The sequence below is a fragment of the Pseudomonas sp. dw_612 genome (assembly GCF_018449725.1).
Lineage (GTDB): Bacteria > Pseudomonadota > Gammaproteobacteria > Pseudomonadales > Pseudomonadaceae > Aquipseudomonas.
This window is the reverse complement of the sequence record NZ_JAAVVC010000014.1, coordinates 1-25765: the sequence shown is the minus strand read 5'-3', so window position 1 is coordinate 25765 and position 25765 is coordinate 1. Positions and strand designations below refer to the sequence as shown.

The 25765-nt window shown below is 61.7% G+C and carries 26 protein-coding genes; 14 read left to right on the top strand and 12 right to left on the bottom strand.

The annotated features are described in order from the left end of the window. Positions 1-20 precede the first annotated feature (20 nt). On the bottom strand, positions 21-671 hold the full coding sequence (locus HB680_RS20525; RefSeq protein WP_213940340.1) for a S24 family peptidase: 651 nt from the start codon (positions 669-671) through the stop codon (positions 21-23). A gap of 129 nt (positions 672-800) precedes the next feature. Between HB680_RS20525 and HB680_RS20520 the strand changes: the two genes are divergently transcribed. Both HB680_RS20520 and HB680_RS20515 read left to right on the top strand, forming a co-directional pair. Then, positions 801-1142 (top strand): DUF3077 domain-containing protein, encoded by a 342-nt coding sequence (locus HB680_RS20520; protein WP_213940339.1) that lies wholly within the window; start codon positions 801-803, stop codon positions 1140-1142. A 483-nt stretch (positions 1143-1625) separates the two neighbouring features. Further along, entirely contained in the window at positions 1626-2777 is a 1152-nt protein-coding gene (locus HB680_RS20515) for a M14-type cytosolic carboxypeptidase (protein WP_213940338.1), read from the top strand. Positions 2778-2816: 39 nt separating this feature from the next. On the opposite strand, the gene HB680_RS20510 is transcribed toward HB680_RS20515, so the two are convergent. Next, positions 2817-3263 (bottom strand): helix-turn-helix domain-containing protein, encoded by a 447-nt coding sequence (locus tag HB680_RS20510; RefSeq protein WP_213940337.1) that lies wholly within the window; start codon positions 3261-3263, stop codon positions 2817-2819. A gap of 95 nt (positions 3264-3358) precedes the next feature. Between HB680_RS20510 and HB680_RS20505 the strand changes: the two genes are divergently transcribed. Beyond that, complete coding sequence (locus HB680_RS20505; RefSeq protein ID WP_213940336.1) at positions 3359-4558, top strand: MFS transporter; 1200 nt, start codon at positions 3359-3361, stop codon at positions 4556-4558. A 171-nt stretch (positions 4559-4729) separates the two neighbouring features. Here the strand turns inward: HB680_RS20505 and HB680_RS20500 are convergent, their stop codons facing one another. Together HB680_RS20500 and HB680_RS20495 are read right to left on the bottom strand one after the other, a co-directional pair. Continuing rightward, positions 4730-5275, bottom strand: coding sequence for a cytochrome b (locus HB680_RS20500; protein ID WP_213940335.1), 546 nt, complete (start codon positions 5273-5275; stop codon positions 4730-4732). Then, positions 5272-6357 carry a catalase family peroxidase gene (locus tag HB680_RS20495; protein ID WP_213940334.1) on the bottom strand — a complete coding sequence of 362 codons (1086 nt, stop codon included), beginning with the start codon at positions 6355-6357 and terminating at the stop codon, positions 5272-5274. The genes HB680_RS20500 and HB680_RS20495 overlap by 4 nt, the downstream gene beginning before the upstream one ends. A gap of 314 nt (positions 6358-6671) precedes the next feature. On the opposite strand from HB680_RS20495, the gene HB680_RS20490 reads away from it, so the two are divergent. Beyond that, on the top strand, positions 6672-7178 hold the full coding sequence (locus HB680_RS20490; protein WP_123410032.1) for a sigma-70 family RNA polymerase sigma factor: 507 nt from the start codon (positions 6672-6674) through the stop codon (positions 7176-7178). Then, complete coding sequence (locus HB680_RS20485) at positions 7175-7927, top strand: anti-sigma factor (protein WP_213940333.1); 753 nt, start codon at positions 7175-7177, stop codon at positions 7925-7927. The genes HB680_RS20490 and HB680_RS20485 overlap by 4 nt, the downstream gene beginning before the upstream one ends. Positions 7928-8050: 123 nt before the next feature. On the opposite strand, the gene HB680_RS20480 is transcribed toward HB680_RS20485, so the two are convergent. Continuing rightward, complete coding sequence (locus HB680_RS20480) at positions 8051-8887, bottom strand: IclR family transcriptional regulator (protein WP_213940332.1); 837 nt, start codon at positions 8885-8887, stop codon at positions 8051-8053. A gap of 244 nt (positions 8888-9131) precedes the next feature. Between HB680_RS20480 and HB680_RS20475 the strand changes: the two genes are divergently transcribed. The 7 genes from HB680_RS20475 (at position 9132) to HB680_RS20445 (ending at position 16052) form a co-directional block, all read left to right on the top strand. Then, on the top strand, positions 9132-10151 hold the full coding sequence (locus tag HB680_RS20475; RefSeq protein WP_213940331.1) for an ABC transporter ATP-binding protein: 1020 nt from the start codon (positions 9132-9134) through the stop codon (positions 10149-10151). Continuing rightward, entirely contained in the window at positions 10148-11017 is an 870-nt protein-coding gene (locus tag HB680_RS20470) for an ABC transporter permease (RefSeq protein ID WP_213940330.1), read from the top strand. Before HB680_RS20475 ends, HB680_RS20470 begins: the two co-directional genes overlap by 4 nt. Positions 11018-11023: 6 nt before the next feature. Next, positions 11024-11818, top strand: coding sequence for an ABC transporter permease (locus tag HB680_RS20465; RefSeq protein WP_213940329.1), 795 nt, complete (start codon positions 11024-11026; stop codon positions 11816-11818). Between the two features lie 7 nt (positions 11819-11825). Then, positions 11826-12116: a (2Fe-2S)-binding protein gene (locus tag HB680_RS20460; protein ID WP_213940328.1), complete on the top strand. Its 291-nt coding sequence runs from the start codon at positions 11826-11828 to the stop codon at positions 12114-12116. A gap of 403 nt (positions 12117-12519) precedes the next feature. Continuing rightward, on the top strand, positions 12520-13875 hold the full coding sequence (locus HB680_RS20455; protein ID WP_213940327.1) for an NAD(P)/FAD-dependent oxidoreductase: 1356 nt from the start codon (positions 12520-12522) through the stop codon (positions 13873-13875). Further along, positions 13872-14987 carry an FAD-dependent oxidoreductase gene (locus tag HB680_RS20450; protein WP_213940326.1) on the top strand — a complete coding sequence of 372 codons (1116 nt, stop codon included), beginning with the start codon at positions 13872-13874 and terminating at the stop codon, positions 14985-14987. The genes HB680_RS20455 and HB680_RS20450 overlap by 4 nt, the downstream gene beginning before the upstream one ends. A gap of 18 nt (positions 14988-15005) precedes the next feature. After that, positions 15006-16052: an ABC transporter substrate-binding protein gene (locus HB680_RS20445; protein WP_213940325.1), complete on the top strand. Its 1047-nt coding sequence runs from the start codon at positions 15006-15008 to the stop codon at positions 16050-16052. Positions 16053-16317: 265 nt separating this feature from the next. Here the strand turns inward: HB680_RS20445 and HB680_RS20440 are convergent, their stop codons facing one another. From HB680_RS20440 to HB680_RS20410, 7 genes are all read right to left on the bottom strand, one after another. Continuing rightward, on the bottom strand, positions 16318-17280 hold the full coding sequence (locus tag HB680_RS20440; RefSeq protein WP_213940324.1) for a spore coat U domain-containing protein: 963 nt from the start codon (positions 17278-17280) through the stop codon (positions 16318-16320). After that, on the bottom strand, positions 17277-19634 hold the full coding sequence (locus HB680_RS20435; protein ID WP_213940323.1) for a fimbria/pilus outer membrane usher protein: 2358 nt from the start codon (positions 19632-19634) through the stop codon (positions 17277-17279). The genes HB680_RS20440 and HB680_RS20435 overlap by 4 nt, the downstream gene beginning before the upstream one ends. A 197-nt stretch (positions 19635-19831) precedes the next feature. After that, positions 19832-20605 carry a molecular chaperone gene (locus HB680_RS20430; RefSeq protein WP_213940322.1) on the bottom strand — a complete coding sequence of 258 codons (774 nt, stop codon included), beginning with the start codon at positions 20603-20605 and terminating at the stop codon, positions 19832-19834. Between the two features lie 27 nt (positions 20606-20632). Continuing rightward, positions 20633-21133 (bottom strand): spore coat U domain-containing protein, encoded by a 501-nt coding sequence (locus tag HB680_RS20425; protein WP_213940321.1) that lies wholly within the window; start codon positions 21131-21133, stop codon positions 20633-20635. 4 nt (positions 21134-21137) lie between these two features. After that, the gene (locus HB680_RS20420) at positions 21138-21674 is read right to left on the bottom strand and encodes a spore coat U domain-containing protein (protein WP_213940320.1); all 537 of its coding nucleotides are present in this window, start codon (positions 21672-21674) and stop codon (positions 21138-21140) included. 20 nt (positions 21675-21694) lie between these two features. Continuing rightward, the gene (locus HB680_RS20415; RefSeq protein ID WP_213940319.1) at positions 21695-22228 is read right to left on the bottom strand and encodes a spore coat U domain-containing protein; all 534 of its coding nucleotides are present in this window, start codon (positions 22226-22228) and stop codon (positions 21695-21697) included. Between the two features lie 107 nt (positions 22229-22335). Next, entirely contained in the window at positions 22336-22830 is a 495-nt protein-coding gene (locus HB680_RS20410) for a spore coat U domain-containing protein (RefSeq protein WP_213940465.1), read from the bottom strand. Between the two features lie 318 nt (positions 22831-23148). On the opposite strand from HB680_RS20410, the gene zapE reads away from it, so the two are divergent. Both zapE and HB680_RS20400 read left to right on the top strand, forming a co-directional pair. Next, positions 23149-24264, top strand: a complete 1116-nt coding sequence (gene zapE, locus HB680_RS20405) for a cell division protein ZapE (protein WP_213940318.1) — start codon at positions 23149-23151, stop codon at positions 24262-24264. 159 nt (positions 24265-24423) lie between these two features. Beyond that, positions 24424-25737: a leucine-rich repeat-containing protein kinase family protein gene (locus tag HB680_RS20400; RefSeq protein WP_213940317.1), complete on the top strand. Its 1314-nt coding sequence runs from the start codon at positions 24424-24426 to the stop codon at positions 25735-25737. The last annotated feature ends 28 nt before the right edge of the window (positions 25738-25765 follow it).

The window sequence follows — 25765 nt, the reverse complement described above, 5'->3', positions numbered from 1 at the left end:
CCTTGCGAGGACCGATCTGATTAGAATTTGGCAGTTGCCTGAACCACCACGCCGATAATTCGGCATTCATCGGTGAAAAGGGCCTTCGGATAGGTCGGATTGAGCGGGACCAGGTAACGCTGCCCGCCCTCTTCGATCAGCTTGCGAAACGTCGCCTCCGAACTGTCCGGCCACTGGGCAATCACCAGTTTTCCAGGCTCCGGCACAATGGCCGGGTCCACCAAGATCATCATGCCCTCCGGGATGCTTAAGCCGCTGGGTGCGGTCATCGCGTCACCCACCACACTCAGCCAGAAGGCCGGGCCCTGGGCGTGGTAGTCGGTCAGCTCGAAGCGTTCCTCCTGGCGGTACACCGTCAGCTCACCATCGCGCAGCTGCGCCGGCTCCTTCCAGTCACTGACCGGGTAGCGGAAGTATGGGTTGTACTTGAGCGCAAGCGGCATTTCCTCCTCTTCCAAGATGAGTGGTTCGCGGATCACCAGCGCCACTTCGAGAAAGTCCATGCCCAGCGCCTTCAACACGCGGTTCATGTTGACGACGCCAGGATCGCGGCGTTTGTTCAGCCAGTGGCCGACGCCGCCCTGGGACATCCCGAGGCGATCTGCGAGTTCTTCTTGAGTGATTTTGAGTTCACTCATTTTGGCCTTGACCAATTCAATCCATTTATCCATGTGCGGCACGATACGTGGGCGCCTCCGGCCATCAAAACACAAATTGTAGTATTAAAACTCTGGTCACAAATACAGTAAGTACTAGGATGGGTTCACGGATCTGAATCTATCACGGAGTTTGCAATCATCATGACCATCCCCAGCCACGACACGCCCGACACACAGTTCGACACCACCTTCACCTCGCCAAAAGGCAGTGCCGCCGCGCAACGGGCGCTGGACTATTACTTGAAACCAGCTGTTTCAGCAGTGGAAATCCCGGCGCGCTTTTTCGATGTAAATCGCAACGTCAGCAGTGAAGAAGCGTTGGTTCATGCATCCGACCTGCTGCGCTGTGCCGCCGCCACCGCACAGGAAGCAGCCGGCAACCAGCAAGGCTCGAACCGGGCGCTGGCGTTTTCGGTGGTGCACATGATTGATATGGCGCAGGCGATGGTCGACCGATCCCTGGATGGCGATCAGAACGACTGAGACGGAATTGTTTTCGAGGGGGACGGGAAAGAATTTTCCAATCGCGCAGATAAAATCATTTGACTTGCAAACGAGAATGATTATTATTGCATGCAGCTGGTCGCGAGATCAGTCGATGGACCAGAGGACCTTAGGTCGGTCTTCTGGACTATCTCCTCATCAGGCTAATCACGGTTTTTGACCCGGCTTTTTGCCGGGTCTTTTTTTTGCCAGTTATTCTGGCTTTGGCTTCAGGCTAATGAAGACTGTAGGCGCTGCTAATTCGATGGCCGGCATGATATCAAAAGAATATCCATTGGCAAGAGAACCCCGGCAGCATTGGGCCAAACTAATCAAAAATAGCACTTGAGAATCAATCACACAGTCTCTAAGCTGCTTCGGCGTCAAGGAGGACGCCCCCCCGCTTCACCCCGCATTTTTCACCGATTCATCCCCGCCTTGCGTGTAAAGTAGCAGCCATAAAATCATAATCAGGAATCGACTATGACCGTGGCTAAATCCTCTTTCGACATCACTGCCAACTTCGACAGCGGCAACATTGAAGTGCTGGACATCAGCAATCCGCTGCAAGCCCTTCTGGCGATCAAGCCAGACACCCGCAGCCAGCATTTCCAGTGGTTCCACTTCAAGGCCAGCGGTTTGCATGTCGGTCAAGAGCATTGGTTTCGCCTGAACAACGCCAGCAAATCCTCGTACAACAGAGCCTGGGACGGTTATCAGGCCGTGGCGTCCTACGACCACGTCAACTGGTTCCGGGTGCCGACCATTTTCGAAGGCGACTGCCTGCGCTTCAGCCTCGAAGCCACGGCCACCCACGCCTGGTTTGCCTACTTCGAACCCTACAGCCGCGGTCGCCATGACTGGTTGATCGAACAGGCGCTGACCAAGGCCGGTACCGAACTGCTGGCCACCGGCAAAAGTGCCGAAGGCCGGGATATCCAATTGCTGCGCAAAGGCACCGGTGCCGAAGGTCAGCGCAAGGTCTGGATCATTGCGCAACAGCATCCGGGCGAACACATGGCCGAGTGGTTCATGGAAGGCGTGATCGAACGCCTGGAAAAACATGACGATCCCGTACTGAAAAAACTCCTGGCCAGCGCCGACCTGTACCTGGTGCCCAACATGAACCCGGATGGCGCTTTCCACGGCCATCTGCGCACCAATGCCATGGGCCAGGACTTGAACCGCGCCTGGCAAAGCGCCAGCCAGGAAATCAGCCCGGAAGTGCTGTTTGCTCAGCAACAGATGGAAAAGTACGGCGTCGACCTGTTCCTCGATATCCACGGCGACGAAGAAATTCCCTACGTGTTTACCGCCGGTTGTGAAGGCAATCCGGGTTACACGCCGCGGATCGAGAGGCTCGAAACCCACTTCCGCGATCACTTGAAGCACCTGACCAAGGACTTCCAGACCAAGCACGGCTACACCCGCGACTTGCCGGGTCAGGCCAATATGACCCTGGCTTGCAACAGCGTCGGCCAGAAGTTCGATTGCCTGTCGCTGACCCTGGAGATGCCATTCAAAGACAACAACGATGCGCCGAATGCGCTGACGGGTTGGTCGGGCAAGCGTTCCAAGCAGTTGGGCAAGGATGTGCTGACGACCATTGCCGAGATGATTGATAGCGTGCGTTGATCGCCCTCGTCGGCTGCATGCCCGGCATGCAGCCACGACTCACTCAGCCGCCACCCGCACACAATCCTCCGGCCCCAACAACCGCCCATCCTCGGCACGCAATTCCAACGGTCGCACCGGCCGCCCCTGCTCACGATCCACTACCCGTGAATGCGCCTCCCCCGCCTCAAAGAAAAACGCCTCGCCCCACTGCCGCAAGCCGATGATCAACGGAAACAGACCTTTGCCCTTCTCCGTCAGCACGTACTCCTGATACGCACTGCCATCCGATGCCGGCACCAGGTCGAAAATCCCGTGGGCCACCAACGTACGCAGTCGCGCCGAGAGAATGTTCTTGGCCATGCCCAAATTGCGCTGAAATTCGCCGAACCGGCAAATGCCATCGAAGGCATCGCGCACGATCAGCAACGACCACCAATCGCCAATGGCATCCAGTGACCGGGCGACCGGGCATTCGGCGCCTTCCATGCTTGTACGTTTGACCATGATCGCGCTCACAGACTGCAAATGTGGTTGCAATATAAAACCAGCATCCTTACCGTACAACTGGTTTTATTTTGAAACCACATTCGGAGTCCGACATGAAGCCCAACCCTTCCTTGAGCAGCGGCGTGGTGCTGCTGTTTGCTGTCGCCTGCGGCCTGGCCGTCGGCAACGTGTATTACGCGCAACCGTTGCTCGATGCCATGGCCGATGCCTTTGGCATGAACCCGGCAACCGTCGGCATCGTCGTCACCCTCACTCAGGTGGGTTACGGCGTGGGGTTGCTGTTGCTGGTGCCGCTCGGAGATCTGCTCAACCGACGGCGCCTGATCGTCACGCAAACACTGTTGTCGGCGCTGGCGTTGCTGATGATCGCGTTCGCGCAGAACAGCGCTTGGCTGCTGATCGGCATGGCGTTGACCGGGCTATTGGCGGTGGTGACGCAGGTGTTGGTGGCTTACGCGGCAACCCTGGCGGTTCCAGCCCAGCGCGGACGCGTGGTCGGCGTGGTCACCAGCGGCATTGTCGTCGGGATATTGCTGGCGCGCACCGTGGCCGGCGGCATGGCGGATCTGGCCGGTTGGCGTTCGATTTATCTGTTGTCTGCAGGTCTGACCCTGTTGATGGCGTTGCTGTTGTTTCGCGTGCTGCCCAAACAGGAAGCCCCGCAGCCGACTCACACTTACACCGCGCTGATCAGTTCGGTATTCAGCCTGTTCAAAGAAGAACCGGTGCTGCGCCAACGAGCGATCCTCGCCCTGCTGACCTTCGCCAGTGCCATGGTGTTGTGGACGCCGATGGTGCTGCCACTCAGCGTGCCGCCGCTGTCGTTGTCTCACACACAAATCGGATTATTCGGACTGGCCGGTGCCGCCGGCGCCCTCGCGGCGGCCCGCGCCGGACACTTGGCTGATCGGGGTTTGGGCCAATGGACCAGCGGCTTGTCGTTGTGGCTGATGCTGGCGTCGTGGCTGCCCATCGCTTTCACCCAATCGTCCCTGTGGGCGTTGTTGCTTGGGGTGATCACTTTGGATTTGAGCTTGCAAGCGGTGCACGTCACCAGCCAGAGCATGATCTACAGCGTGCGGCCGGAAGCGCAAAGTCGACTCACGGCCGGGTACATGCTGTTTTATTCGATCGGCAGTGCGCTGGGGTCGATTGGTTCGACGGCGATGTATGCGTGGGCTGGGTGGATGGGCGTGTGCTGGTTGGGTGCGGGGATCAATGCCGTGGCGCTGATCTATTGGTGGCGAACACTGGCCACCAAAATCCAACCGATGGAAACTGTTTCAGACTAACTGTGTAGCAGCTGACGAGCACCGCGAGGCAGCGTTCGGCGGCGCAGCCGTCGTAAAGTCAGCCACCGCGGTGTTTCAGATATACCGCGGCGACAGGATTAACGACGGCTTCGCCGCCGAACGCTGCCTCGCGGTGCTCGTCAGCTGCTACAGGGAGTCATCGGAGGATGATTAACCGCGATCCTTACCCCGCAACATACTGTCCAGCACGTCATCGCGACGTACCCAGCCATGAAACAGCGCCGCTGCCAGATGCAGCAGCACCGTCAGGAACAGCAGATACGCCAGATACCCGTGGGCCTTGCGCAGCACCGAAAACACCTGGGCGTTCGCCGGCACAATCGACGGCAATTGCAACGAAGTACCCAGCATCACCGGGTCACCGGCAGCGGAAATCATCGCCCAGCCCAGCAGCGGCAAAATCAGCATCAGCGCGTACAGCAAAACATGGGACGCTTTGGCCGCCAGCACCTGCCAACCCGGCAGGTCTGCCGGCAGCGGAGGTTGCTGCGTGGAAAATCGCACGGCCAGGCGCACGATCACCAGCAGCAAAATCGCGATACCCAAGGGTTTGTGCAGGTGGATCAGCCACTCATGGCGCTCGGACACCGACGCCACCATGCCCGCGCCGATAAACAGCATCGCGATGACCATCAGTGCCATCAGCCAGTGCAGCAGGCGCGCCAGCGGGACGAAATGCTTGGGTTGGGCGCTCATTGTTGAGCCTCCTGTTTGGCGGCGGGCAACTGATTGACTTCGCTGGTGCGACGCAGATAGGAACTGGCGTACCCGGCGGAACGCGCGGCGAGCAGCGGGTCGTCGGACCCTTCGATCCCGGCCGGCAACACCAGCGGGTCGTAGTTGATGTCGCGGCATTCGCCATTGAGTTGCGGCTGGGTCGCTTCGAGTACCAGGGTCCCGGCGTTGATGACTTTGCGGCCATCAGGCCAGGCCTTGCTGGCGTCATTCACCGGATCACCGGGGTTCGCCAAGGTGATGTTCAACTTAAAGCGCAGCGGTCCTGCGGCAATTTTCTGCACCAGGTCTTTCTCCAGGAAATCCCCGCCTTCAGGCGCCGTGGCACCCGCCGCGTCCTGAGCCACCGGCACCATGCTCCAACGCACTGCCTGTTTCTGCCCGGACGCATTCACCAGGTAAAACGCGTTGACGCTGTTGTAGGTTTCCGTCACGTAACTGGCCGACGGTTTGGCGGTTTTGATCCACGCCAGGAACGGCCCGGCTTCCGGGTGCGAACCAAAGAACGCCGGCACCGCCGCTGGATTCGGTTTGCCCGTGGCCGGGTCCGGCGACTGCGCCTGTTGCAGTTGGTAGAACGCCTCGGGCGTGCCCACCGGGAACACCGGCATGCTGTTCATCCCGGTGCGCCACTGTTGGCCATTGGCCTGGGTGAAACGCAGCGCCAGGCTGCGGATCGGCACGGTGCTGTCCGGCGCGTAAGGATTACCGGCCGGCAGTGCGAAACGTCCGACCACCGGAGTCTGCGGCTCATTGAACACCTGGGCGGTGGAATAGCTGCGGGCCTCGCCGCTGCTCTCGAAGTGCCCGATCACGCACACGCCTTTGGAGTGGTTACGCCGGAACCCCGGATGCACGCCATTGTTGGTTTCCAGCACGTTGATCAGTTTTTTCGGCGTCAGGCGCTGTGGGTCAAAGGTGCCGTTGACGTAGGCAAAAGCCCCAGCCACGGCCGCGACGATGACAGCAATACCGGCCAGGCGCGCTGTCAGGCTGGCGGTACTCAGCGGCGGCCGGTTGGGCGGTGTTGAGCGATCTACCATGAAAGACTCCAGGGCCATCGGCCACAAGTGAGAAGAACCAAGCAGACGCACCCCGCGCCGGTTTATTCCATCACGCCATATTTATTTTTACGGGTGTGGAATAACCTCGAGTGCCGGGCGTCTTCCCGGAGTCAGGTCTCGCAAATACGTTCCTTTTTGGCGAGTGGCTGTTGTTGCCAGACAAGGCGCCGCGACGAGTCATAGCCCGCTATGGCGAGGAGCGGCAACGCAGTATGGCGACAACAGACGCCGCCAAAAAGGAAACGTATTTGTGAGACCTGACTCCCCCTAGCGTAGTGACTAGCCAGAACTTCATGAACGATATCGACGAACAACTGAGAGAAATCATTCCCAGATTGCGAAGGTTTGCGGTGTCGTTGACCCGCAACCCCAGCAGCGCCGACGATCTGGTGCAGGCCAGCCTTGAGCGGGCGCTGTCGAGCTGGAGCGACAAACGCCCCGACGGCGACTTGCGCGCCTGGCTGTTTTCGATTCTGTATCGCCAGTTCCTCGACGCTCACCGGCGCTCCCGGCGTTATGCGCGGATGCTCGAATTCTTCACTGGCCGCGACGATGCGCAGCCCTCGGCCGAGCGCACCGTGATTGCCCAAACCACCCTGCAAGCCTTCGACCAGCTCAACACCGAGCAGCGCGCGTTGCTGCTGTGGGTGTCGGTGGAAGGCCTGACCTATAAAGAGGTCGCCGAGATTCTCGGCGTCCCGACTGGCACCGTGATGTCCCGCCTGTCCCGTGCCCGCCAGGCCTTGCGCGAACTCAGCGACGGCGAAATCAGCCGCCCTTCCCTGCGGAGACTCAAATGATCAGCATGCCCCCAAGCGAGCGTGACCTGCACGCCTACGTCGATCACCAGCTTAGCGATGCGGACCGACGTCTGGTGGAGACTTTTCTCACAACTAACGCCGAAGTTTCCGCTCAGGTGCGAGCTTGGCAGCAGGATGCCCAGCAATTGCGCGCGGCCCTCGGTGGCGCGTTGCAGCAACCAGCCAATTCTGACCTCGATCCCGTGGTGATTCGCCAGCGCCTCAAACGTCAGTCCCGACGTCATCTGGCCAGCGCGGCGGTGTTGCTGATTGCGGTGAGCGTTGGCGGGATCAGCGGTTGGCAGGCGCGGGAGATGACCCTGGTCAGCACCCAGGCGCCGATGGCCGATGCCATGCAGGCCTACCGGTTGTTTGCCCAGCAAGGCATGTTGCCGGCGGACTACAAGGTCAGCGACGACGGCAACATTCAGGGCTGGCTCGACCGTTACTTCACCCAGGCCCATCGCTTGCCGGATCTGGCGAGTGCCGGGTTCAAACCGGTCAGCGGGCGCTTGCTCAGCACCGAGCAAGGGCCGGCGGCGATGGTGGTTTACGAGGATCAGGGCGGGCACAAGATCAGTTTTTACGTGCGGCCACCGGGACCGAAAAACTACTTGCTGCCGAGGGGCAGTCGCAGCGATGGGGAATTGCAGGCCGAGTATTGGTCGGGGGCCGGCTATAACTACGCGATGGTCAGCCCGAGTGATACGGCGGCAGCGCGGATGCTCAAGCAAACCGTGCAATTCTGACCACAACAAAAATCCCCCTGTGGGAGCGGGCTTGCTCGCGAATGCGGTGTGTCAGACACATAAATGCCGACTGACACTCCGCATTCGCGAGCAAGCCCGCTCCCACAGGGGGAATGTGTGGTGTCAGTTCTGACCGAAGACTTGCGAAGGCCTGCGCAACAACGGATCAAACGGATTAATCCGCGGCCCGATCAACGCCGCTTCGCGCTTGAGCATTTCCACCACCGTCGGCAAGCGATCCGGCCCTAACCGATCACTCACAGTGGCCACGCTCAACGCCGCCACCGCCCGCCCGTCGCGATCCAGAATCGGCACCGCCACCCCGGCCATGCCTTGCAACACGCCAGTATTGCGCCCGGCATACCCCAGCGCCCGCACGTTCTCGACTTCCGAACGCAGGAACACTTCGTCGTACAGATGGAAATCCTTGAGTCGCGGCAGGTTGTAGTGGATCACCGTGTCCCGCTCTTCTTCCGGCAGAAACGCCAGGATCGCCAGACTCCCCTGCCCGACACCCAACGCTACCCGCCCGCCGATGTCGCCGGTAAAGGTGCGGATCGGAAACGGCCCTTCGCTGCGGTCCAGGCAGATCGCATCAAAGCCACTGCGGGCCAACAGAAACAACGAATCGCCCAATGACGCCGACAACCGCAACAACGCCGGGCGCGCGAGTTCCCGCAGGTTGCCGGTGTTGCCAGCACGGGCCGCCAGGGCGAAGAAATCCAGGCTCAGGCGATAGCGTTTGCTGCGGGCGTCCTGCTCAACCATGCCCTCGTCCATCAGACTGCGCAGCAAACGATGGGTCGTCGGTTGCGACAAACCAATGCGCTGGGCCAGTTGCGTCACGCGCTCGCCGCCCTCGACCGTGTCACCGAGGCTGCGCAGCACCGCAAACAGCCGCGAGACGGCGCCAACACCGACTTCATTTTTGTTTTCATTCCGTTCAGTGGAATCTGACATGGGTTTTCTCAACTAAAAATTTACTCACTGAATGAAACAGAAAATAGTCATCGCTTCAGTGAAATAGGCCATTGAGCCCATCCTATTCTTCGTCCTACTCTGCGTCCATACAGGGGCGATTCGAACAACAGCGGCAGCCGACCCAAGTCGAGCGCCAACGCACCCCGCATCATCCTTTCGTATCTGCCCATACAAAAAAGCGCGACCCAAGGCCGCGCATAACAATCTCAGGTGGAGCGCAGCTATGGCATTCGTGCAACTTGAAAACCTCGGTAAACGCTACGGCGAAATCGACGCCGTCGTCGCCACCAACCTCTCGGTGGAGAAAGGCGAGTTCGTCTCGCTACTCGGCCCTTCCGGTTGCGGCAAAACCACCACCCTGCAAATGATCGCCGGCTTCGTTGACGTCAGCAGCGGACGCATCGTGCTCGACGGTCGCGACATTACCCATGCCAAACCCGCCAGTCGTGGCTTGGGCGTGGTGTTCCAGAGCTACGCGTTGTTCCCGCACATGAGCGTGCAAGACAACGTCGCTTTCGGCCTGCGGATGCGCAAAGTGCCTAACGCCGAGTTGCAGCAACGAGTAGCGCGGGTATTGAAACTGGTGCGCCTCGACCAGCACGCCGAACGTTATCCACGGGAATTGTCCGGTGGCCAGCGCCAACGCGTGGCATTGGCCCGGGCGCTGGTGATCGAGCCGCCGGTGTTGCTGCTCGACGAGCCGCTGTCCAATCTCGACGCCAACCTGCGCGAAGAGATGCAATTCGAAATCCGCCGCATCCAGCGTGAAGTCGGGATCACCACGCTGATGGTCACCCACGACCAGTCCGAAGCGCTGTCCATCAGCGATCGCGTGGTGGTGATGCAGGCCGGGCGCATCACCCAGATCGACGCGCCGTACACCCTTTACGAACACCCACGCACCGAGTTCATTTCCGGGTTTGTCGGCAAGGCCAATCTGCTGCCCGGCGAGCGTGATAGCGACGGTGTGGTTCAGGTGCGCAGCGGCGGCGACCTGACTCTGAGCCTGCGCCCGGAAAAAATCGATCTGCGGGAAGTCGGCCAGGGCCGCTTGCCGGGGAACATCGTCAGCCGCTTTTTCCTCGGCAGCCAATGGCTGTACGGCGTCTCGACCACCCTCGGCGAACTCAGTGTGGTGCGCCGCAACGACGGTTCGGCACCGCTGGCCGAAGGCACGGCGGTGGGCCTGGACTGGGACGCGGCGCTACTGCGGGTGCTGAGTGTCGACGAGGTGCCGGCATGAGTGTGCTCGCCTCGATCCGCCAGGGACGCCAAGGCTATTTATTGTCGGCACCGGCGCTGGCCTTATATGTGTGCCTGTTGGTCATCCCTTTACTGCTGACCCTGGTGTTGTCGTTCAACGTCTTCGACTACAGCTCGGGGATCAATGGCGACGCCTACACCCTCGACCACTACAGCAGCCTGCTCGGCGATCCGTACTTCTACGAAATCTTTCTGCGCACGTTCTGGATCAGCGGTTTGACCACTCTGTTGTGCGTGGTGATCGGTGTGCCCGAGGCCTACATCCTCAGCCGCATGGGTGCGCCATGGCGTTCGATTTTCCTGATCCTGATCCTCACGCCGCTGCTGATTTCGGTGGTGGTGCGCGCCTTCGGCTGGAGCCTGTTGCTCGGCGCCGACGGGCTGGTCAACCAGACCCTGCAAGCCTTTGGCGGCTCGCCGATGAAGCTGCTGTACACGCCGTTCGCGGTGGTGATCGCGCTGGTTCACGTGATGCTGCCGTTCATGATCATTCCGGTCTGGACCTCGTTGCAAAAACTCGACCCGGCTGCCGAGCAAGCCGCGCTGTCTCTCGGCGCCAGTCATCTCACGGTGATGCGCAAAGTGGTGCTGCCGCAAATCATGCCCGGCGTGTTGTCCGGCACCTTGATCGTGTTCGGTCTCGCCGCCAGCTCCTTCGCGATTCCCGGTTTGCTTGGCGGACGGCGCCTGAAAATGGTCGCGACGCTGATCTACGACCAATACCTGTCGGAGCTGAACTGGCCGATGGGCGCGGCGATTGCCGTGGCCCTGCTGTTGCTCAACCTGCTGATCATGCTGTCGTGGAACCGCATGATCGAAGGCCGCTACAAGAAGTCATTGGGATAACTCGTCATGTCCAAGAACGGTCCTTTCGCCCTGCTGTTTCATGCCCTGGTGGTGCTGTTCATGCTCGCGCCGCTGGTGGTGGTGTGCCTGGTGGCATTCACCCCGGAAAACACCCTGAGCCTGCCGACTACAAGCTTCTCGCTGCGCTGGTTTCGTGCGGTGTTCGAGCGTGCCGACTTTGTCGATGCGTTTTACAACAGCCTGATTCTGGCGTTCTGCGCCGCGACCCTGGCGACGTTGATTGCGGTGCCGGCGGCGCTGGCCATCACCCGTTATGAGTTTCCCGGACGCGGTTTTTTCAATGGCCTGTTCCTGTCGCCGATCATCATTCCGCACCTGGTGCTGGGGGTCGCATTGCTGCGTCTGTTTGCACTGATGGGCGTGAATGGCAGCTTCGGCTGGCTGATCTTCGCCCATGTGCTGGTGATCACGCCGTATGTACTGCGGCTGGTGCTGGCCTCGGCGATTGGCCTGGATCGCAGCGCCGAACACGCCGCGCAATCGTTGGGCGCCGGACGCTTCACGCTGTTCCGGCAGATCACCTTGCCGATGATTTTGCCGGGGGTCGCCGGGGGTTGGTTGCTGGCGTTTATCAACAGTTTCGATGAGGTCACGTTATCGATTTTCGTGACCTCGCCGGCCACGCAAACCTTGCCGGTGCGGATGTATGTGTACGCCACCGAATCCATCGATCCGATGATGGCGGCGGTGTCGGCACTGGTGATTGGCCTCACGGCGTTGACGATGATTCTGCTTGATCGGGTCTATGGCCTGGATCGGGTTCTGGTGGGCAAACAATGAGGGCGCCATGGCTCTGCTGAAACGACTGGCCGAAGGCGACCGCCCGGCCCTGGACTTTGTCCTCGACGGCCAACCGGCCACCGCGCTGCTCGGCGACACCCTGCTGACCGCCGTGCTGACTTGCAGCGACCACCTGCGCGGCAGCGACTTCAGCGCCCAACCCCGCGCCGGGTTTTGCCTGATGGGCGCGTGCCAGGACTGCTGGGTACGCCTGGGCGACGGCCGTCGGGTGCGCGCCTGCTCGACCCTGCTCGAGGCTGGCCAACAGATCAACCGCGAACCGGGGCGCGTCCTATGAACACCCAATCCACCTGCCAAACCGGGTTCCCCTGTGGGAGCGAGCCTGCTCGCGATAGCGGATTGTCAGTCGCCATCTCTTTTGACTGTACTGCCGTCATCGCGAGCAAGCTCGCTCCCACAGGAGTTTTGCATCGATCACAAATAATGCAGCCAACCGAGATCCACTGTGGGAGCGAGCCTGCTCGCGAAGGCGCTGTGTCAGCCGCCATCCCTTTTGAATGTACCGCCCCCTTCGCGAGCAAGCCCGCTCCCACAGGAGTTTTGCATCGATCACAAATAATGCAGCCAACCGAGATCCACTGTGGGAGCGGACTTGCTCGCGAAGGCGTTGTGTCAGCCGCCACCTCTATCGGATGTGCCGTCCTCTTCGCGAGCAAGCCCGCTCCCACAGGGGATCGCGTATGAATCCGGTGATTGTTGTGGGGGCTGGCCCTGCGGGGATTCGTGCCGCGCAAACGTTGGTGGCGCATGGTGTGCGACCGATTCTGCTGGACGAAGCCGCGCGCGGTGGCGGGCAGATTTATCGGCGCCAGCCGGCGAATTTCAAGCGTTCGGCGGTCAAGTTGTATGGCTTTGAAGCGCGCAAGGCCGGGGCGATTCATCGGACGATCGATGAACTGCGCGAACAGCTCGATTACCGCCCGGACACCCTGGTGTGGAACGCCGAAGCCGGCGCCCTCGACACCTTGCATGATGGCCGCGCCACGCGCCTGGAGTTCTCCCGGGTGATCGTCGCCACCGGCGCCACCGACCGGATTCTGCCGGTGCCGGGCTGGACGCTGCCGGGGGTCTACAGCCTCGGCGCCGCGCAGATTGCGTTGAAGTTCCAGGGCTGCGCCATCGGCGAGCGGGTGGTGTTCGGCGGCAGCGGACCGTTGCTGTACCTCGTCGCCTATCAATACGCCAAGGCCGGCGCGAAGGTGGTGGCGGTGCTCGACAGCTCGCCCTTCAGCGCCCAGGCCCGCGCCCTGCCCGGCCTGCTCTCGCAACCGGCGACACTCGCCAAAGGCCTCTATTACCGCAGTTGGCTGACCGCCCACGGCATCCCGGTGCATCAAGGTGCCAGCGTGATCCAGGTCAACGGCGAACAACGCGTGCAATCGCTGAACTGGCGTAACGCAAAATCCGCACAGCACATCGACTGCGACGCCGTCGCCTTCGCCCACGGTTTGCGCAGCGAAACCCAGCTCGCCGACCTGCTCGGTTGCGCGTTCGCCTGGAACCCGCTCAACCGCGCCTGGCTGCCGCAACGGGACAGCGCCGGACGCAGCAGTGTCGCCGAGGTCTACCTGGCCGGCGACGGCGCCGGGATCATGGGCGCCGACGCCGCTGAAATGGCCGGAGAGCGCGCCGCGCTGGCCTTGCTCGAAGACAGTGGCTACCTGATCCCGGCAGAACGACCCGCCGCCCTTGAACACTCACTGGCCCGGATCGGCGCGTTCCGCAAAGCCCTGGAGCAAGCCTTCGTCTTCCCCGAGGACTGGGCCGCCAACAGCGCCGACAACCTGATCATCTGCCGTTGCGAAGAAGTGCAGGCCGGCGAGATCCGTCAGGTTGTGCGCGAAGGTCACTGGGAGATCAACCGGGTCAAGGCCCATTGCCGGGTCGGCATGGGCCGCTGCCAGGGCCGGATGTGCGGCGCCGCCGCCGCAGAAATCATCGCCTGCGAAAGCCGGCGCCCGGTGTCAGAGATCGGACGGCTGCGCGCCCAGTCGCCGATCAAACCCCTGCCGTTTGGCCTGGAGGTCGAGTCATGATCGAAGTCGATGCCATCATCATTGGCGGCGGGATTGTCGGCGCCTCGGCCGCACTGTTTCTGAGCAAGGCCGGACGTCGTGTGGCGCTGTTGGAGCGGGACTTTTGCGGTTCCCATTCCAGCGGTGTGAACTACGGCGGCGTACGGCGTCAGGGCCGACCGTTGTCGCAACTGCCGCTGTCGCAACAGGCCCATGAGCTGTGGAGCCAACTGCCGCAATTGATCGGGATCGATGGCGAGTACCAGCGCAGCGGCCACCTGAAACTGGCCCGCAGCCTCGATGACCTGCGCGCCTTGCAAGATTACGCCGCCAGCAGCCAGGGTTTCGGCCTCGACTTGCAGATCCTTGAACGGGATGAACTGCGCGCACGTTTCCCGTGGGTTGGTGACGTGGCGGCCGGCGCGTCGTTCTGCCCCGATGACGGTCACGCCAACCCGCGACTGGTGTCCCCGGCCTTCGCCCAAACGGCGCGGCGCCATGGCGCGCAAATTCATGAGCAATGCGCGGTGACCGACGTTGAACACGACGGCCAGCGCTTTCACGTCAGCACCGCGAACGGCCTCGAACTCCGCGCGCCTTGGCTGCTGAATTGCGCCGGGGCCTGGGCCGGCAAATTGGCCGCGCAGTTTGGCGAAGCGGTGCCAATGCACGCCGGGCACCCGGCGATGCTGGTCACTGAACCGTTGCCGCTGGTGATGAACGCCAGCACCGGGGTCGAGGGCGGTGGCATTTATGCGCGCCAGGTCGCTCGCGGCAACTGCGTGCTGGGTGGCGGCCAGGGTTTTGCCCTCGACGACGCCCGCGCCCGGCCCGGTCAGAACGCGGTGCTGGAAATCCTGCGCCAAGCCGTTGAGCTCTACCCGTTTCTTGAAGGCGCCCAGGCGATTCGCACCTGGAGCGGCACCGAAGGTTACTTGCCTGATCGCCAACCGGTGATCGGGCACAGCGGCACCCAACTCGGTCTGTTGCACGGGTTTGGCTTTGCCGGCGCCGGTTTCCAGATCGGCCCGGCGGTGGGCCAGGCGCTCACCGACATCATCTGCAGCGGCGCGTCAAAAACGTCGCTGGATGCGTTTTCCATCACCCGGTTTCACTCCATCTCCGTTGCTTGATAGAGGAAGGTCGCGCCAATGAATAACGTCAAACGCACTGCACTGCTCGGTTTGTCCTGCATGAGCGCCCTGCTCACCGTCACCCAGGCCCAGGCTGAACCGACGCTTTATCTGGGCATGAACGGCGGGACCATGGAGCGGCTCTACGCCGACAAGGTGCTGCCGGTGTTCGAGAAAGCCAACAACGTCAAAGTGGTGATCGTGCCGGGGACTTCCGCCGACATTTTGGCCAAGGTCCAGGCCAGCAAGGGCAACCCGCAATTGCACGTGATCTTCCTCGACGACGGCATCATGTATCGCGCCATCTCCATGGGTTTGTGCGACAAACTCGAAGACAGCCCGACCCTGGCGCAGATTCCGGCCAAGGGTCGGATCAAGGATGAGGCCGTAGCGGTCAGCCTCGGCGTCACGGGCCTGGCGTACAACACGCGTCTGTTCAAGGAAAAAGGCTGGGCCGCGCCGACCTCGTGGATGGACCTCGCCGACCCGCGCTTCAAAGACAAAGTGGTGTTCCAGTCGATGGCCTCTTCGACCTTCGGTTTGCACGGTTTCCTGATGTTCAACCGGATTCAGGGCGGCAGCGAAACCGACGTCGAACCGGGTTTCAAAGCCTGGCCGAACACCGTCGGGCGTAACGTGCTGGAGTACATCCCGAGCTCGGCGAAGATCTCCGAAATGCTGCAAACCGACGAAGCCGCGCTGTTCCCGTTGACCCCAACTCAAGTCACCGCGCTGAAGCTCAAGGGCATGCCGGTGGAATACGCACAGCCGAAAGAAGGCGCCGTGGTGCTCAACGTCGCCGAATGTGCCATCGCCAACAACACCCAACCGGAACTGGCGCAAAAACTCGCGGCGTTCCTGCTGACGCCTGATGCCCAAGCGGCCGCGCTGGAGGATGGCGACCAGATTCCGTCCAACCCCAACACACCGACCACCGATAAAACACGCGGTCAGGTTGAGGCTATGAAGAAGTATCTGGACACGGCGATTGCGATTGATTGGGACCAGGTGAACGAACAGCGCCCGGCGTGGAATGCGCGGTGGAATCGGAGTATTGAGCGCTAGTTTCATTGGGCGAAACACCACAAAACCCTGTGGGAGCGGGCTTGCTCGCGAAGGCGGCGGTTCATTCAACGTTGATGCTGAATGACACACCGCTATCGCGAGCAAGCTCGCTCCCACAGGGGGCAGCGTCGTTTACAAATATTGCAATCACCCCCAATCCACTGTGGGAGCGAGCTTGCTCGCGATAGCAATCTGTCAGCCGCCATCCGTTTTGAATGAACCGCCGCCTTCGGGAGCAAGCCCGCTCCCACAGGGTTTGCGGTAATCAGAAACCAACGTCGAGCACCACGCTGTCGAGGTAAGTTCCGGCGGGCGGTGTGGTTTGGTCGGTATATATTTTCGCGTTGTAGTTGAACACCTGACTCCCCGTACCCAACCCATTCCCCGGATTCACCTCGGCATCCGAACTCGCCCTTCGCGCACCGCCAACACTCCCCCACCGCGTCGTTCCGGCACTTTTGAAAATGTCATACGCCAAATAATTACCGCCGGAAATCATCCGCCGCCGCCCACCAACGCTGACTGCCTGCTGACCATCGCTCAACCCCACGGTGTAGGCACTGCCTTTTGTGCACGCAAGGTTGATGGTCTGGCCGGTGACCGGCGTAAAAGCGCTGATCACCGGAGCACTGCCGAAGCTGATGTTCGGCGCGGTGATGGTGCAGTCGTTGGCCACGGTCAGGTTCACCGTCAGGGTGGTGTTGCCGCTGTTGATGTCCCGCCCCAGGCACACGTTGCCAATGCCGATGCCGGAGCAATAATTCCAGCTCCAGGCGATGCTCAGGGTTTCCGTGTAAATCCCCGCCGCGACGTTACTGCCAATGGTCGTCCCCAGGTAAATCGGCGCGGTTTTCGGCACCACGCTGCCGAGCAATCCCAGCGCATCAATGATGCCGTTGCGCGCAAAGTCGAACGCCACGCCGCGGGTCAGCGGGTAACTGGTGGAGTTGTTGGCATAGAGCGTGTAGCCAATGATGTCGCCGGTCGGCCCCAGCAGCCCGGTTTGCGTGGAAGTGACGGTGGCGTAGAAATGGTCGTTGGTGGTCAGCAACGACAATAAGGAACCGGTGCAACTCAACCCGGCGTTGGTGCTGGAACTGGACTGGGAGGTGGTGCGCACGGCGATCGAACTCAACGAGCCGAATGCCACCGGCGTCGTGCTGACCACCGAGCACAACGCCCACACCGGGCCCGGCAGCCATAGCCCCAGCAACACCAGCCATTTCATTGGCACACCAACGGCCCGATCAACGGGATCTGTTCCTGTTGCATGTCCACGGCGAACTGCGCCTGACAAGTGCTGCCGTCGGCCAGGGTCACCCGCAAATTATTTTGCGCCTGAAGGTTTTCCAGGTACACCAGGCCGTCCCAACCGACCACGGTTTGCGTGCCGCTCTGCTCATGCACGACGCCGCTGCCCAGGGGCAATTCTTGCTGCCGCGCATCCACCAGCACGATGCTCGCGGCAATCACCCGGCTCAATGGAAACTCCAGCAGATAACCGCTGCCACGACGCACCGCGATCCGCTGTTCGACATTGGGGCTGCGTATGTTGGCCGGCAGGTTCAGCGGGTCGATTTCGTATTTGCCACGGTAATAGGCGCTGCTCCACGGCACCAGCAGATGGCCGTTGCGGTCGGTCTGGCCCACCTGCTGGTTTTCATAGCGCACCGGAATGTCCGCATAACCATCGGTGCTGACCACCACAAAGGCATCGTCGATGCGGTTGGCCGCGAACACTTGACGGTCCATCCACACCAGTGAACCGCTGGCATCGGCCCAACGGGTTTCGGCCTCGCTGGTGCCGTAGACGCCGGCCTGCAATTGCACCGATTGCAGGCGCCAGGTCAGGTCGGCTTGACGGTAGGCCGGCCCGTCGCCCTGCGCATAACCAAGGTTGAAACCGAGCCCGCCTTCGGTGGGCACCGCGCGACTGTAGTTGACCCGCTGCTGGCTCTGTCCGGTTTTGCTGCGCTCGCTGCTGATGGCCAGGCTGCCGTGCAGATCGAACGGAATCACCAGTTGCGCCTGCACTGCCCAGTTGCTGTCGCCGATTTCACGGTTGCCCGACAGGTAGAAACTGGTGTTGCGCCACAGCGGTTTGCTCCACGTCAGGTTGAGCAAGCGAGTGCGCGAATCGTCCGCGGCCTGTACGTCGAAATAGCCGACGCCGAGGCTGCCCCAGGTGTCGAGGTTGAGGCTGAGGGTCGCCTGTTCGCTGCGCTTGCTCAGGGTGGTGTAAGGGCTGTCGATCACCGTCAGGTCGGCGTATTGGTCACGCCGTTGCAACCGCTGATACGAAAAGCTGTAGCGTTGGCTGCTGTACTGATAACCGAGGCTCAGTTGCTGGCCGCTTTCGCCCTCGAACTGGCTTTGGCTGAGCGCGGTGTTGAGCACGCCGAAATTGCCCAGCCGCAGATTACCGCCCACGCCGCCGAGGGTCAGGGCGTCCGAGGCTTCAGCGTGGCTTTCCAGGGTGAAGTTGTCGCTCACGCCGTATCGCAGACTGCCGGAGGTGACGCCCGGTCCGTAGCTGAAATCCTTGAGGCCGTAATCTCGACGCAACGTACCCGCAGCCACGGAAAAATCGCTCAGGCCTTTTTGCAGCAAACTGCTGGTGACGTAGAACGGCACGGTGGTCGAGACCTGCCGGCCGAGGGCATCGGTGGTCACGACCACCGCTTCGCCGGCGCCGTTGATGAACGGGATATTGGTCAGGGTGTAAGGCCCCGGTTGCAGGTCGGCGCTGCTGGATTTGTAGCCGTTGATAAACAGGTCCACCGACGACGGCACCGCCGCTTCCCCGGCGAATTGCGGCAGCGGATACGTCACCAGGTCCGGGCGTACACCGAAGTCTCGCGACAGCTGAACACCGCCCAGGCGCACCGAACTGCTCCAGGGCAACGCGCCGCTGACCAGGTCCCCGGCCTCGTAGGTCAGCAGTCGCTCGTCATCGGAATATCGCCAGGTGGTGTCGTAGCGCAGGTAACCGTTGTTCAACGTATTGACCGCGTCCCCCGACAACGTGCGGCGATATTGCCCGGTGTTGGACAGCGTGCCCCAGCTGTCGAACAGCCGCACTTCGTTCCACGCCGCGAGGTAGGTGCCGGCATCATCGGTGTCGTTGAGGTACAGGTCATAGTTGAGCAAGGCCCCGAAACTGCTGAGTGCCGGGGTGCGCGGGTAGGCTTGGCGATTGCCGACGAACTGCTCCGGCAGCCAATCCGGAGGCACGTTGAGCAGCAAGCGTTGGCCGGCGCTGTCGTACTCGCTGTGCAGCCCCGGCAAGCTGTCGAGGGCGACTTCAGCGCTGATGTCCTGCGGCAGTTTCATGCCGCTGTCGCGCAGCGCCGTGGCCGGCAGAAAAAACCGCCCGCCCCGCTGTTCTACCGCGACGACGCGTCCGGTATTCATCTGATTGACCACTAACTCCAGAAACAACTGTGCATCGGCCACGGCCTCCATGCCGCTGGGCGGCGGCGGTAAATCGCCGGCCTCGGTACGCGGGACGATCACCAGCCAGCTCGCGCAGCTTGCAGCCCATAACGAACACTGGAAACGGCGAGCCCAACGGTGGCTCATTCGTGTTGTTTGTCCGTCAATGGACCTTGCCCTCCTATATCTATACCTGTAGCAGCTGACGAGCACCGCGAGGCAGCGTTCGGCGGCGAAGCCGTCGTGAAATCAAGCGACTCGGTGTTTCAGATAAACCGTGTGCGCAGGTTTGCGACGGCTTCGCCGCCGAACGCCGCCTCGCGGTGCTCGTCAGCTGCTACAGATCACCGTAAGGGGGAAATGCTCTGTACCTGAGTGGCGCCGTTGACCCGCACCTGCAACGCTGACTCCCCGGCCACCGGCCCCGGCGCGGGCCAGCGCATGACCGCGCCGGGCAGCACATAACCCAGCAAGCCCTCCACCAACGGTTTGCTCTGACCACCCTGCTTCAGCGCAACATCGGTCAACCGCGCATGCACGGCGCCCTGGTTGCGCACTTCCACATATGAGCGACCGTCCACGGCCACCGTTCGCCAGCTCAGATCCGGCAAACCCACGCCTTTCGGATCACGTTTGCGGGTGGCGTCTTCCTTGCTCCACAACCCCGCACCGTAGGCAAACAGCGGCACCGAATAACGCATCTGGAAACGGATCGCCGCCGCGGTCTTGCCGTCTTCAGCAGCGGGCGCCGTAGTCGAGGGAATTTCATCGATGATGATGCGGTAGGCCAGTTCCTGCCCCGGCGGCACCTCCCGGGTACGGGTCAGGCGCACCAGTTGTTTTTGACCCGGCTCAATCTTCGCCACCGGCGGGCTGCCGATCACGTCGCGCTGGTTCTGGTACTGGTCATTGAAGCCACTCTGACTCCAGGCAAATACCCGAACCTGCAAATTGGCCGTCTCGCTGCCGCGGTTTTCCAGCCACAAGGCGCTGGCCTGTTGATCGGCCTCCAGCACCGGATCGATCGGCCAGATCAGCACCGAACTGGCCGCCTGGACCTTGGCCATCCCGAGTAAAACCAGTGCCGATAGCACGTAGCGCAAGACCTGCGACCCCATTGACCTGCTCCTTTTCAAAACGTCCCCTCACCACGACAGCTGCACCTGCAGCACATCGCTGTACGTCCCCCCAGGCTGATTGCCCGGCAACTGCACCTGACCGTAAATCGGCAGGCTGATGGTGTTCGCATCGGTGTAAGCCACCGCTACGCTCTGGCCGATCCCCAGGCTCTGGCTGAACGCCGCATCGCGAAACAGCGAATACGCCACGCGATTACTGCCGGTGCTGAGCTGCATGTGCCGCCCACTGCTGTTGTACTGGCCACCGTCGACGCTCATGTTCAGCGTCACTCCCGGCGTGCATTGCAACTGCACGCCGCCGGTCAACGCCACCTGCACCGTGCCGGTGGCCAGGGCCGAGCGACTGCCGAAATTCAGGTTGCCGTAGTTCGACACCCCGCCCACCACCAGGCAGCCGGCGGTCACCGTGGCGCTGACCTGGAAGCTCTGGCTGGTCACCGCCGCCAGCGGCAAGGGCACGCTGCCCAGGCACAGCAGAACCAGCGCCGCCGCTCCATGGCGCGCCATTGCACTAGAACGTCAATTCGACGGCGACGGTGTCGGTGTAGGTCCCGGCCGGCAACCCGGCCTTGCCCACGGCCTTGCCGTAGATGTTCACGGTCTGCGCCACGCCGGTGCTGGCCGCGAGGTTGATCACCCCGTCGATGGCCAGGATCTGCGAGTGACCGGCGTCGGTGTACAAGTCATAAGGCACGAAGTTGCCGCCGCCATCGGCCAGGGCGCGGGAGCCGCCGGCAGACTGTCCGTCGTGACTGCCGGCCCGGACTTTGACCGCTGGCGTGGTGCCGCTGGAGCACAGGATCGACAGCGCCCCGCCGCCCCCGCCCAGGACCTGGGCGTCGGCCGAGGTGAACAGGCTGTTGGCGGTGCCGAAGTTCAAGGCGCCGAAGTTCAGGCCGCTGGAACCACCGGCACCGTTGACCTGGCAACTGCTGATCAGGGTCAGGCTGGAGGTGATCTGGCCAGTGACCGTGGTGGCCGCAATGGCGCCGGACGCCAGCGTCAGGCCGAGCAATGACAAACCTATCCTTGATACAAGCATGTGCATGGTGTCCGTCCTCCAAGGGTTTACCAATCGAGCGTCACCGTAAGGGTGTCGGTATAGACACCGGCCGGTACCGCGCGGGTATTCGCCACCACTGCGCCAAACACCGGGATCGGTATCTGGCCCGTGCTGGTGACAGCGAAATTGTGTTGTTGGCCGATGCTGTAGCGCTGGCTGCCGGAAGCATCGAGGAACAATTGATAAGTGAGGGTCTGGCGGCCGTTGCTCAGGCGCCGGGTCGTGCCGTCACCATGGGTGCCGCCGTCGATGGTGACGGTGAACCCGGTGACCGAGGGGTTGCAGGCTACGTTGAGCTTGCCGGCGGTGTTATCACTGAGGCTGGCCTTGATCGGATTGGTCCAGGTCGGGCCTTGCTGGCCGAAATCCAGGCTGCCGATATTACTGGCCGGGCTGCCTTGGCTGGCGCCATTGCTCACTTCGCACCCGGCGATGATGGTCAGCCGCGCATGGATCTGCCCGCTGACCGCCGCTTGGGCGTCCTCGGCGAGCAAAAACAACGCGCCCACGGCGATTACCATCCAGTACTTGCTTGTCATAGTGCCAATCCCAATTCCCTCAGGATGCCGAAACCCGGACGCTCAACGAGGAACGTCCCCTTCCCTGCGCCACCCGAATCCGTCGGGGGCAAGTTGCACAGTTGCTGCTACCAGGTGACCGTAACTTTCACCAGGTCTGAATAACGGCTGACACGGGGAATCTCCGCCAGTCGTTCAATACGGGCATACAAAGGTAAATCCACGGTGCCGGTGTCCGGCACGCGGCCACTGACCGGGACGTTCACCGCCAGCGGGATCAACCGCGCGGGGTCCTGATAGAGCCGATAAGGAATGGGTTTGCTGTGTTCAGCGGAGCCCGCCATGTAGCGCACATCGCCGACGCCACCGTGCTGGCCGCCGTCGACGCGTAATTGGTAAGGCGTGTCGGGATTGCATTCCAGGCGAGGCAGGCGCTCGTTCATCAACGCGGCCCCCAAGGGACCGCCCGGATCATCCAGCCGCGCGGTGCTGCCGAAGTCCAGCACGCCTAGTTGCTCGACGCCGGCGCTGCGTGGTTGCCCCACCAACTGACAGCCACGCTGTACATCGACGCGCACTTGCACCTGAAGTTCTGCGGCCAATGCCTGTATGCCGGGCATCATGCCCAGGATGACCAAAACCCAACGTCCTTTCACGGCCCCGTTCCTTGTGTGGGGTGACTCCTGAACGTGAGGTTAGCAACGCAACGGGATTTCGCCAGTTGGCCGGACGAATTGGATCCATTAAAAAGCAGGGAGTTTGTATCGATTTGTTGGAAAAATGCCGAAACACTACCGGTAAATAAGCTGTACACACCGCAGATTTCTGTCTCGCTTCACCCCGCGTATGCCAACACGGGTGGTAGGGCGATTCCCCATCTGGTTAAACTACGCCGCCGCAGCTCGGTGAGCCGGCCTGAAGACCCTGGGGGTGACAGTATCGTGGCTATTCGACCGCCAATTCGTTCGCGACTCACACCGCGCTGGCCCGCGCTGCGCCGTCTACTGGGCAAGTCTGCCGCGCCGGCCACCACCAGCCATCGAGTGATCCACGACTACTTCCACCACAAGGCGCTCGCCCAGGGCTACACCCTCAGCCACAGCCAGCAGCGGGTGATCGACTGCATGGCGCAACATGCGACCACGCTGCTGGGAACGTCGGCGAAAACGTTACCCGGTTTGTACTTGTACGGTGCTGTCGGTCGCGGCAAGAGCTGGCTGCTGGACGGCTTTTTCCAGGCCATCCCCCTTGCGCAAAAACAGCGCCTGCACTTTCATGATTTTTTCGCGCAGCTGCATCAAGGCATGTTCAGTCATCGCGAGCAGCCTGATGCACTGGCGACAACACTGGATGAACTGCTGCAGGATTGCCGGGTGTTGTGTTTCGACGAGTTTCACGTCCACGACATCGGCGATGCGATGCTGATCACCCGGCTGTTCAAGGCCCTGTTCCGTCGGGGCATTCTGCTGCTGGTCACCTCCAATTACCCGCCGGAAGGCTTGCTGCCCAACCCGCTCTACCATGCGCGTTTCAAACCGGTGATCGACCTGATCAACACGCGCATGCAAGTCATGGAAGTCGGCGGCCCGCATGACTATAGAAGCCAGGCGCGAACCCACATCCATCAGGTGTTTACCCAGGGCCAATACGTCTGGCCGGCGACGCCGCAACAACGCCAGCGCTTGAATCTGCCGCAACGCGTCGACACCCTCGCGTTGCCCGTCGGCACCCGGCATCTGCCGGCGCGGCACTGCGAGGGGCGCACCGTCGGCTTTACCTTCAGCGATTTGTGCGACCACCCCACGGCGGTCATGGACTACCTGGAGCTGTGCCGGCGTTTCGATCACTGGTTCATTGATGAATTGCCCAGCCTGGCCGGTTGCTCGATCGCGGCGCAGCAGCGATTTATCAACTTGATCGACGTTTTGTACGACCAGGACAAACATCTGGTTTTGCTGGGGCAGCGGTCGTTGCGCGAGAGTCTGGATGGGGATGCGATTGATCTGGCGCGGACGCGGAGTCGGTTGGGGCAGTTGGTTGAAGTCCGGGAGTCTTAGGTCAAGATCAAAAGATCGAAGCCTTCGGCAGCTCCTACAGGGTGTACGCCTGGCCCTTGTAGGAGTTGCCGAAGGCCGCGATCTTTTCAGCGCCGATACAGCCGCATGTCGCTATCATGTCGCCCGCGCCCTTCTTCCCGATCAATAGCGAACCCGTTCATGAATACCCTTGCACAACTGCGGGCCGGCGAGCTGGCTGGCATCACCCGACTGGACCTGGCCTGCGGCCTCACGGAGTTCCCCCGGGAAATCTTCGACCTGGCAGACTCGCTGGAGATTCTCAACCTCAGCGGCAATGCCCTGAGCAGCCTGCCGGACGACCTGCACCGCCTGACCCGTTTGCGCATTGTGTTCTGCTCGGACAACCAGTTCACCGAGTTGCCGGCCTGCCTGGGCCGATGCGCAGCGCTGAGCATGATCGGCTTCCGCGCCAACCGTATCGAGCGGGTGCCGGGGGCCGCGCTGCCACCGCTGTTGCGCTGGCTAATCCTGACCGACAACTGCATCAGCGAATTGCCGACCGAGTTGGGTGACCGGCCGCTGATGCAAAAACTGATGCTGTCCGGCAATCACTTGCAGCATTTACCCGAAAGCATGGCGCAGCTCCAGCGGCTGGAACTGCTGCGCCTCTCGGCCAACCGTTTTACCGAACTGCCCGAGTGGCTGCTGACCCTGCCGGCCCTGACCTGGCTGGCCTACGCCGGTAACCCGCTGGAAACCGAAGCCGATGCCACCGCCCTCGATGCCACGCCGAGCATCCCGTGGTCAGCGCTGCACCTGGAACAAAAACTCGGCGAAGGCGCTTCCGGCGTGATCCATCGCGTCACGTGGCAACGTGAGCAGCAGCCAACCACCGAGGTCGCGGTGAAGCTCTATAAAGGCGAAATGACCAGCGATGGCTCGCCACTGCATGAAATGAACGCCTGCATCACCGCCGGCCTGCACCCCAACCTGATCCGCATCGAAGGGCGCATCGTCGGGCATCCGCAAGCCCAGGCCGGGCTGGTGATGCAACTGATCGACTCGAGCTATCGCAACCTGGCCGGGCTGCCGAGCCTGGATTCCTGCAGCCGTGACGTCTACGCCGACGACACCCGTTTTACCGCCGCCGTGGCTCTGCGCATGGCCCAAGGCATTGCTTCAGCGGCCGAACATTTGCACCAGCAAGGCATCACCCATGGCGACCTCTACGCCCACAATATTTTGTGGAACGAGCACGGGGATTGTTTGCTGGGCGACTTCGGTGGCGCGTCGTTTCATGCCACGACGGATACGGTTGAAACCCGTGCACTGCAACGCATTGAAGTAAGGGCGTTCGGGGTGTTGCTGGGGGAATTGCTGGAGCGGATTGATTCAGGGTTGAGCGATATCGATCGAGTGACGCTGGAAGATTTACAGCAGCGTTGTTGTCAGCCGCAGGTGCTGGCGCGGCCCGGGTTCAGCGAGATTGTGCGGGAATTGAATAACCGGTGACCGCTGCGCGGTCAATCGCGAGCAAGCT

Bases quoted from the DNA above. Each gene is read 5' to 3' on its own strand.
- HB680_RS20510 (WP_213940337.1), bottom strand. From the start codon at position 3,263: ATGGTCAAACGTACAAGCATGGAAGGCGCCGAATGCCCGGTCGCCCGG.
- HB680_RS20425 (WP_213940321.1), bottom strand. From the start codon at position 21,133: ATGGCGCGCCATGGAGCGGCGGCGCTGGTTCTGCTGTGCCTGGGCAGC.
- HB680_RS20435 (WP_213940323.1), bottom strand. From the start codon at position 19,634: ATGAGCCACCGTTGGGCTCGCCGTTTCCAGTGTTCGTTATGGGCTGCA.
- HB680_RS20430 (WP_213940322.1), bottom strand. From the start codon at position 20,605: ATGGGGTCGCAGGTCTTGCGCTACGTGCTATCGGCACTGGTTTTACTC.
- HB680_RS20415 (WP_213940319.1), bottom strand. From the start codon at position 22,228: ATGACAAGCAAGTACTGGATGGTAATCGCCGTGGGCGCGTTGTTTTTG.
- HB680_RS20525 (WP_213940340.1), bottom strand. From the start codon at position 671: ATGGATAAATGGATTGAATTGGTCAAGGCCAAAATGAGTGAACTCAAA.
- HB680_RS20440 (WP_213940324.1), bottom strand. From the start codon at position 17,280: ATGAAATGGCTGGTGTTGCTGGGGCTATGGCTGCCGGGCCCGGTGTGG.
- HB680_RS20480 (WP_213940332.1), bottom strand. From the start codon at position 8,887: ATGTCAGATTCCACTGAACGGAATGAAAACAAAAATGAAGTCGGTGTT.
- HB680_RS20460 (WP_213940328.1), top strand. From the start codon at position 11,826: ATGGCTCTGCTGAAACGACTGGCCGAAGGCGACCGCCCGGCCCTGGAC.
- HB680_RS20420 (WP_213940320.1), bottom strand. From the start codon at position 21,674: ATGCACATGCTTGTATCAAGGATAGGTTTGTCATTGCTCGGCCTGACG.
- HB680_RS20500 (WP_213940335.1), bottom strand. From the start codon at position 5,275: ATGAGCGCCCAACCCAAGCATTTCGTCCCGCTGGCGCGCCTGCTGCAC.
- HB680_RS20470 (WP_213940330.1), top strand. From the start codon at position 10,148: ATGAGTGTGCTCGCCTCGATCCGCCAGGGACGCCAAGGCTATTTATTG.
- HB680_RS20450 (WP_213940326.1), top strand. From the start codon at position 13,872: ATGATCGAAGTCGATGCCATCATCATTGGCGGCGGGATTGTCGGCGCC.
- HB680_RS20520 (WP_213940339.1), top strand. From the start codon at position 801: ATGACCATCCCCAGCCACGACACGCCCGACACACAGTTCGACACCACC.
- HB680_RS20485 (WP_213940333.1), top strand. From the start codon at position 7,175: ATGATCAGCATGCCCCCAAGCGAGCGTGACCTGCACGCCTACGTCGAT.
- HB680_RS20400 (WP_213940317.1), top strand. From the start codon at position 24,424: ATGAATACCCTTGCACAACTGCGGGCCGGCGAGCTGGCTGGCATCACC.
- HB680_RS20455 (WP_213940327.1), top strand. From the start codon at position 12,520: ATGAATCCGGTGATTGTTGTGGGGGCTGGCCCTGCGGGGATTCGTGCC.
- HB680_RS20495 (WP_213940334.1), bottom strand. From the start codon at position 6,357: ATGGTAGATCGCTCAACACCGCCCAACCGGCCGCCGCTGAGTACCGCC.
- HB680_RS20490 (WP_123410032.1), top strand. From the start codon at position 6,672: ATGAACGATATCGACGAACAACTGAGAGAAATCATTCCCAGATTGCGA.
- HB680_RS20515 (WP_213940338.1), top strand. From the start codon at position 1,626: ATGACCGTGGCTAAATCCTCTTTCGACATCACTGCCAACTTCGACAGC.
- HB680_RS20475 (WP_213940331.1), top strand. From the start codon at position 9,132: ATGGCATTCGTGCAACTTGAAAACCTCGGTAAACGCTACGGCGAAATC.
- HB680_RS20410 (WP_213940465.1), bottom strand. From the start codon at position 22,830: ATGATGCCCGGCATACAGGCATTGGCCGCAGAACTTCAGGTGCAAGTG.
- HB680_RS20445 (WP_213940325.1), top strand. From the start codon at position 15,006: ATGAATAACGTCAAACGCACTGCACTGCTCGGTTTGTCCTGCATGAGC.
- HB680_RS20505 (WP_213940336.1), top strand. From the start codon at position 3,359: ATGAAGCCCAACCCTTCCTTGAGCAGCGGCGTGGTGCTGCTGTTTGCT.
- HB680_RS20465 (WP_213940329.1), top strand. From the start codon at position 11,024: ATGTCCAAGAACGGTCCTTTCGCCCTGCTGTTTCATGCCCTGGTGGTG.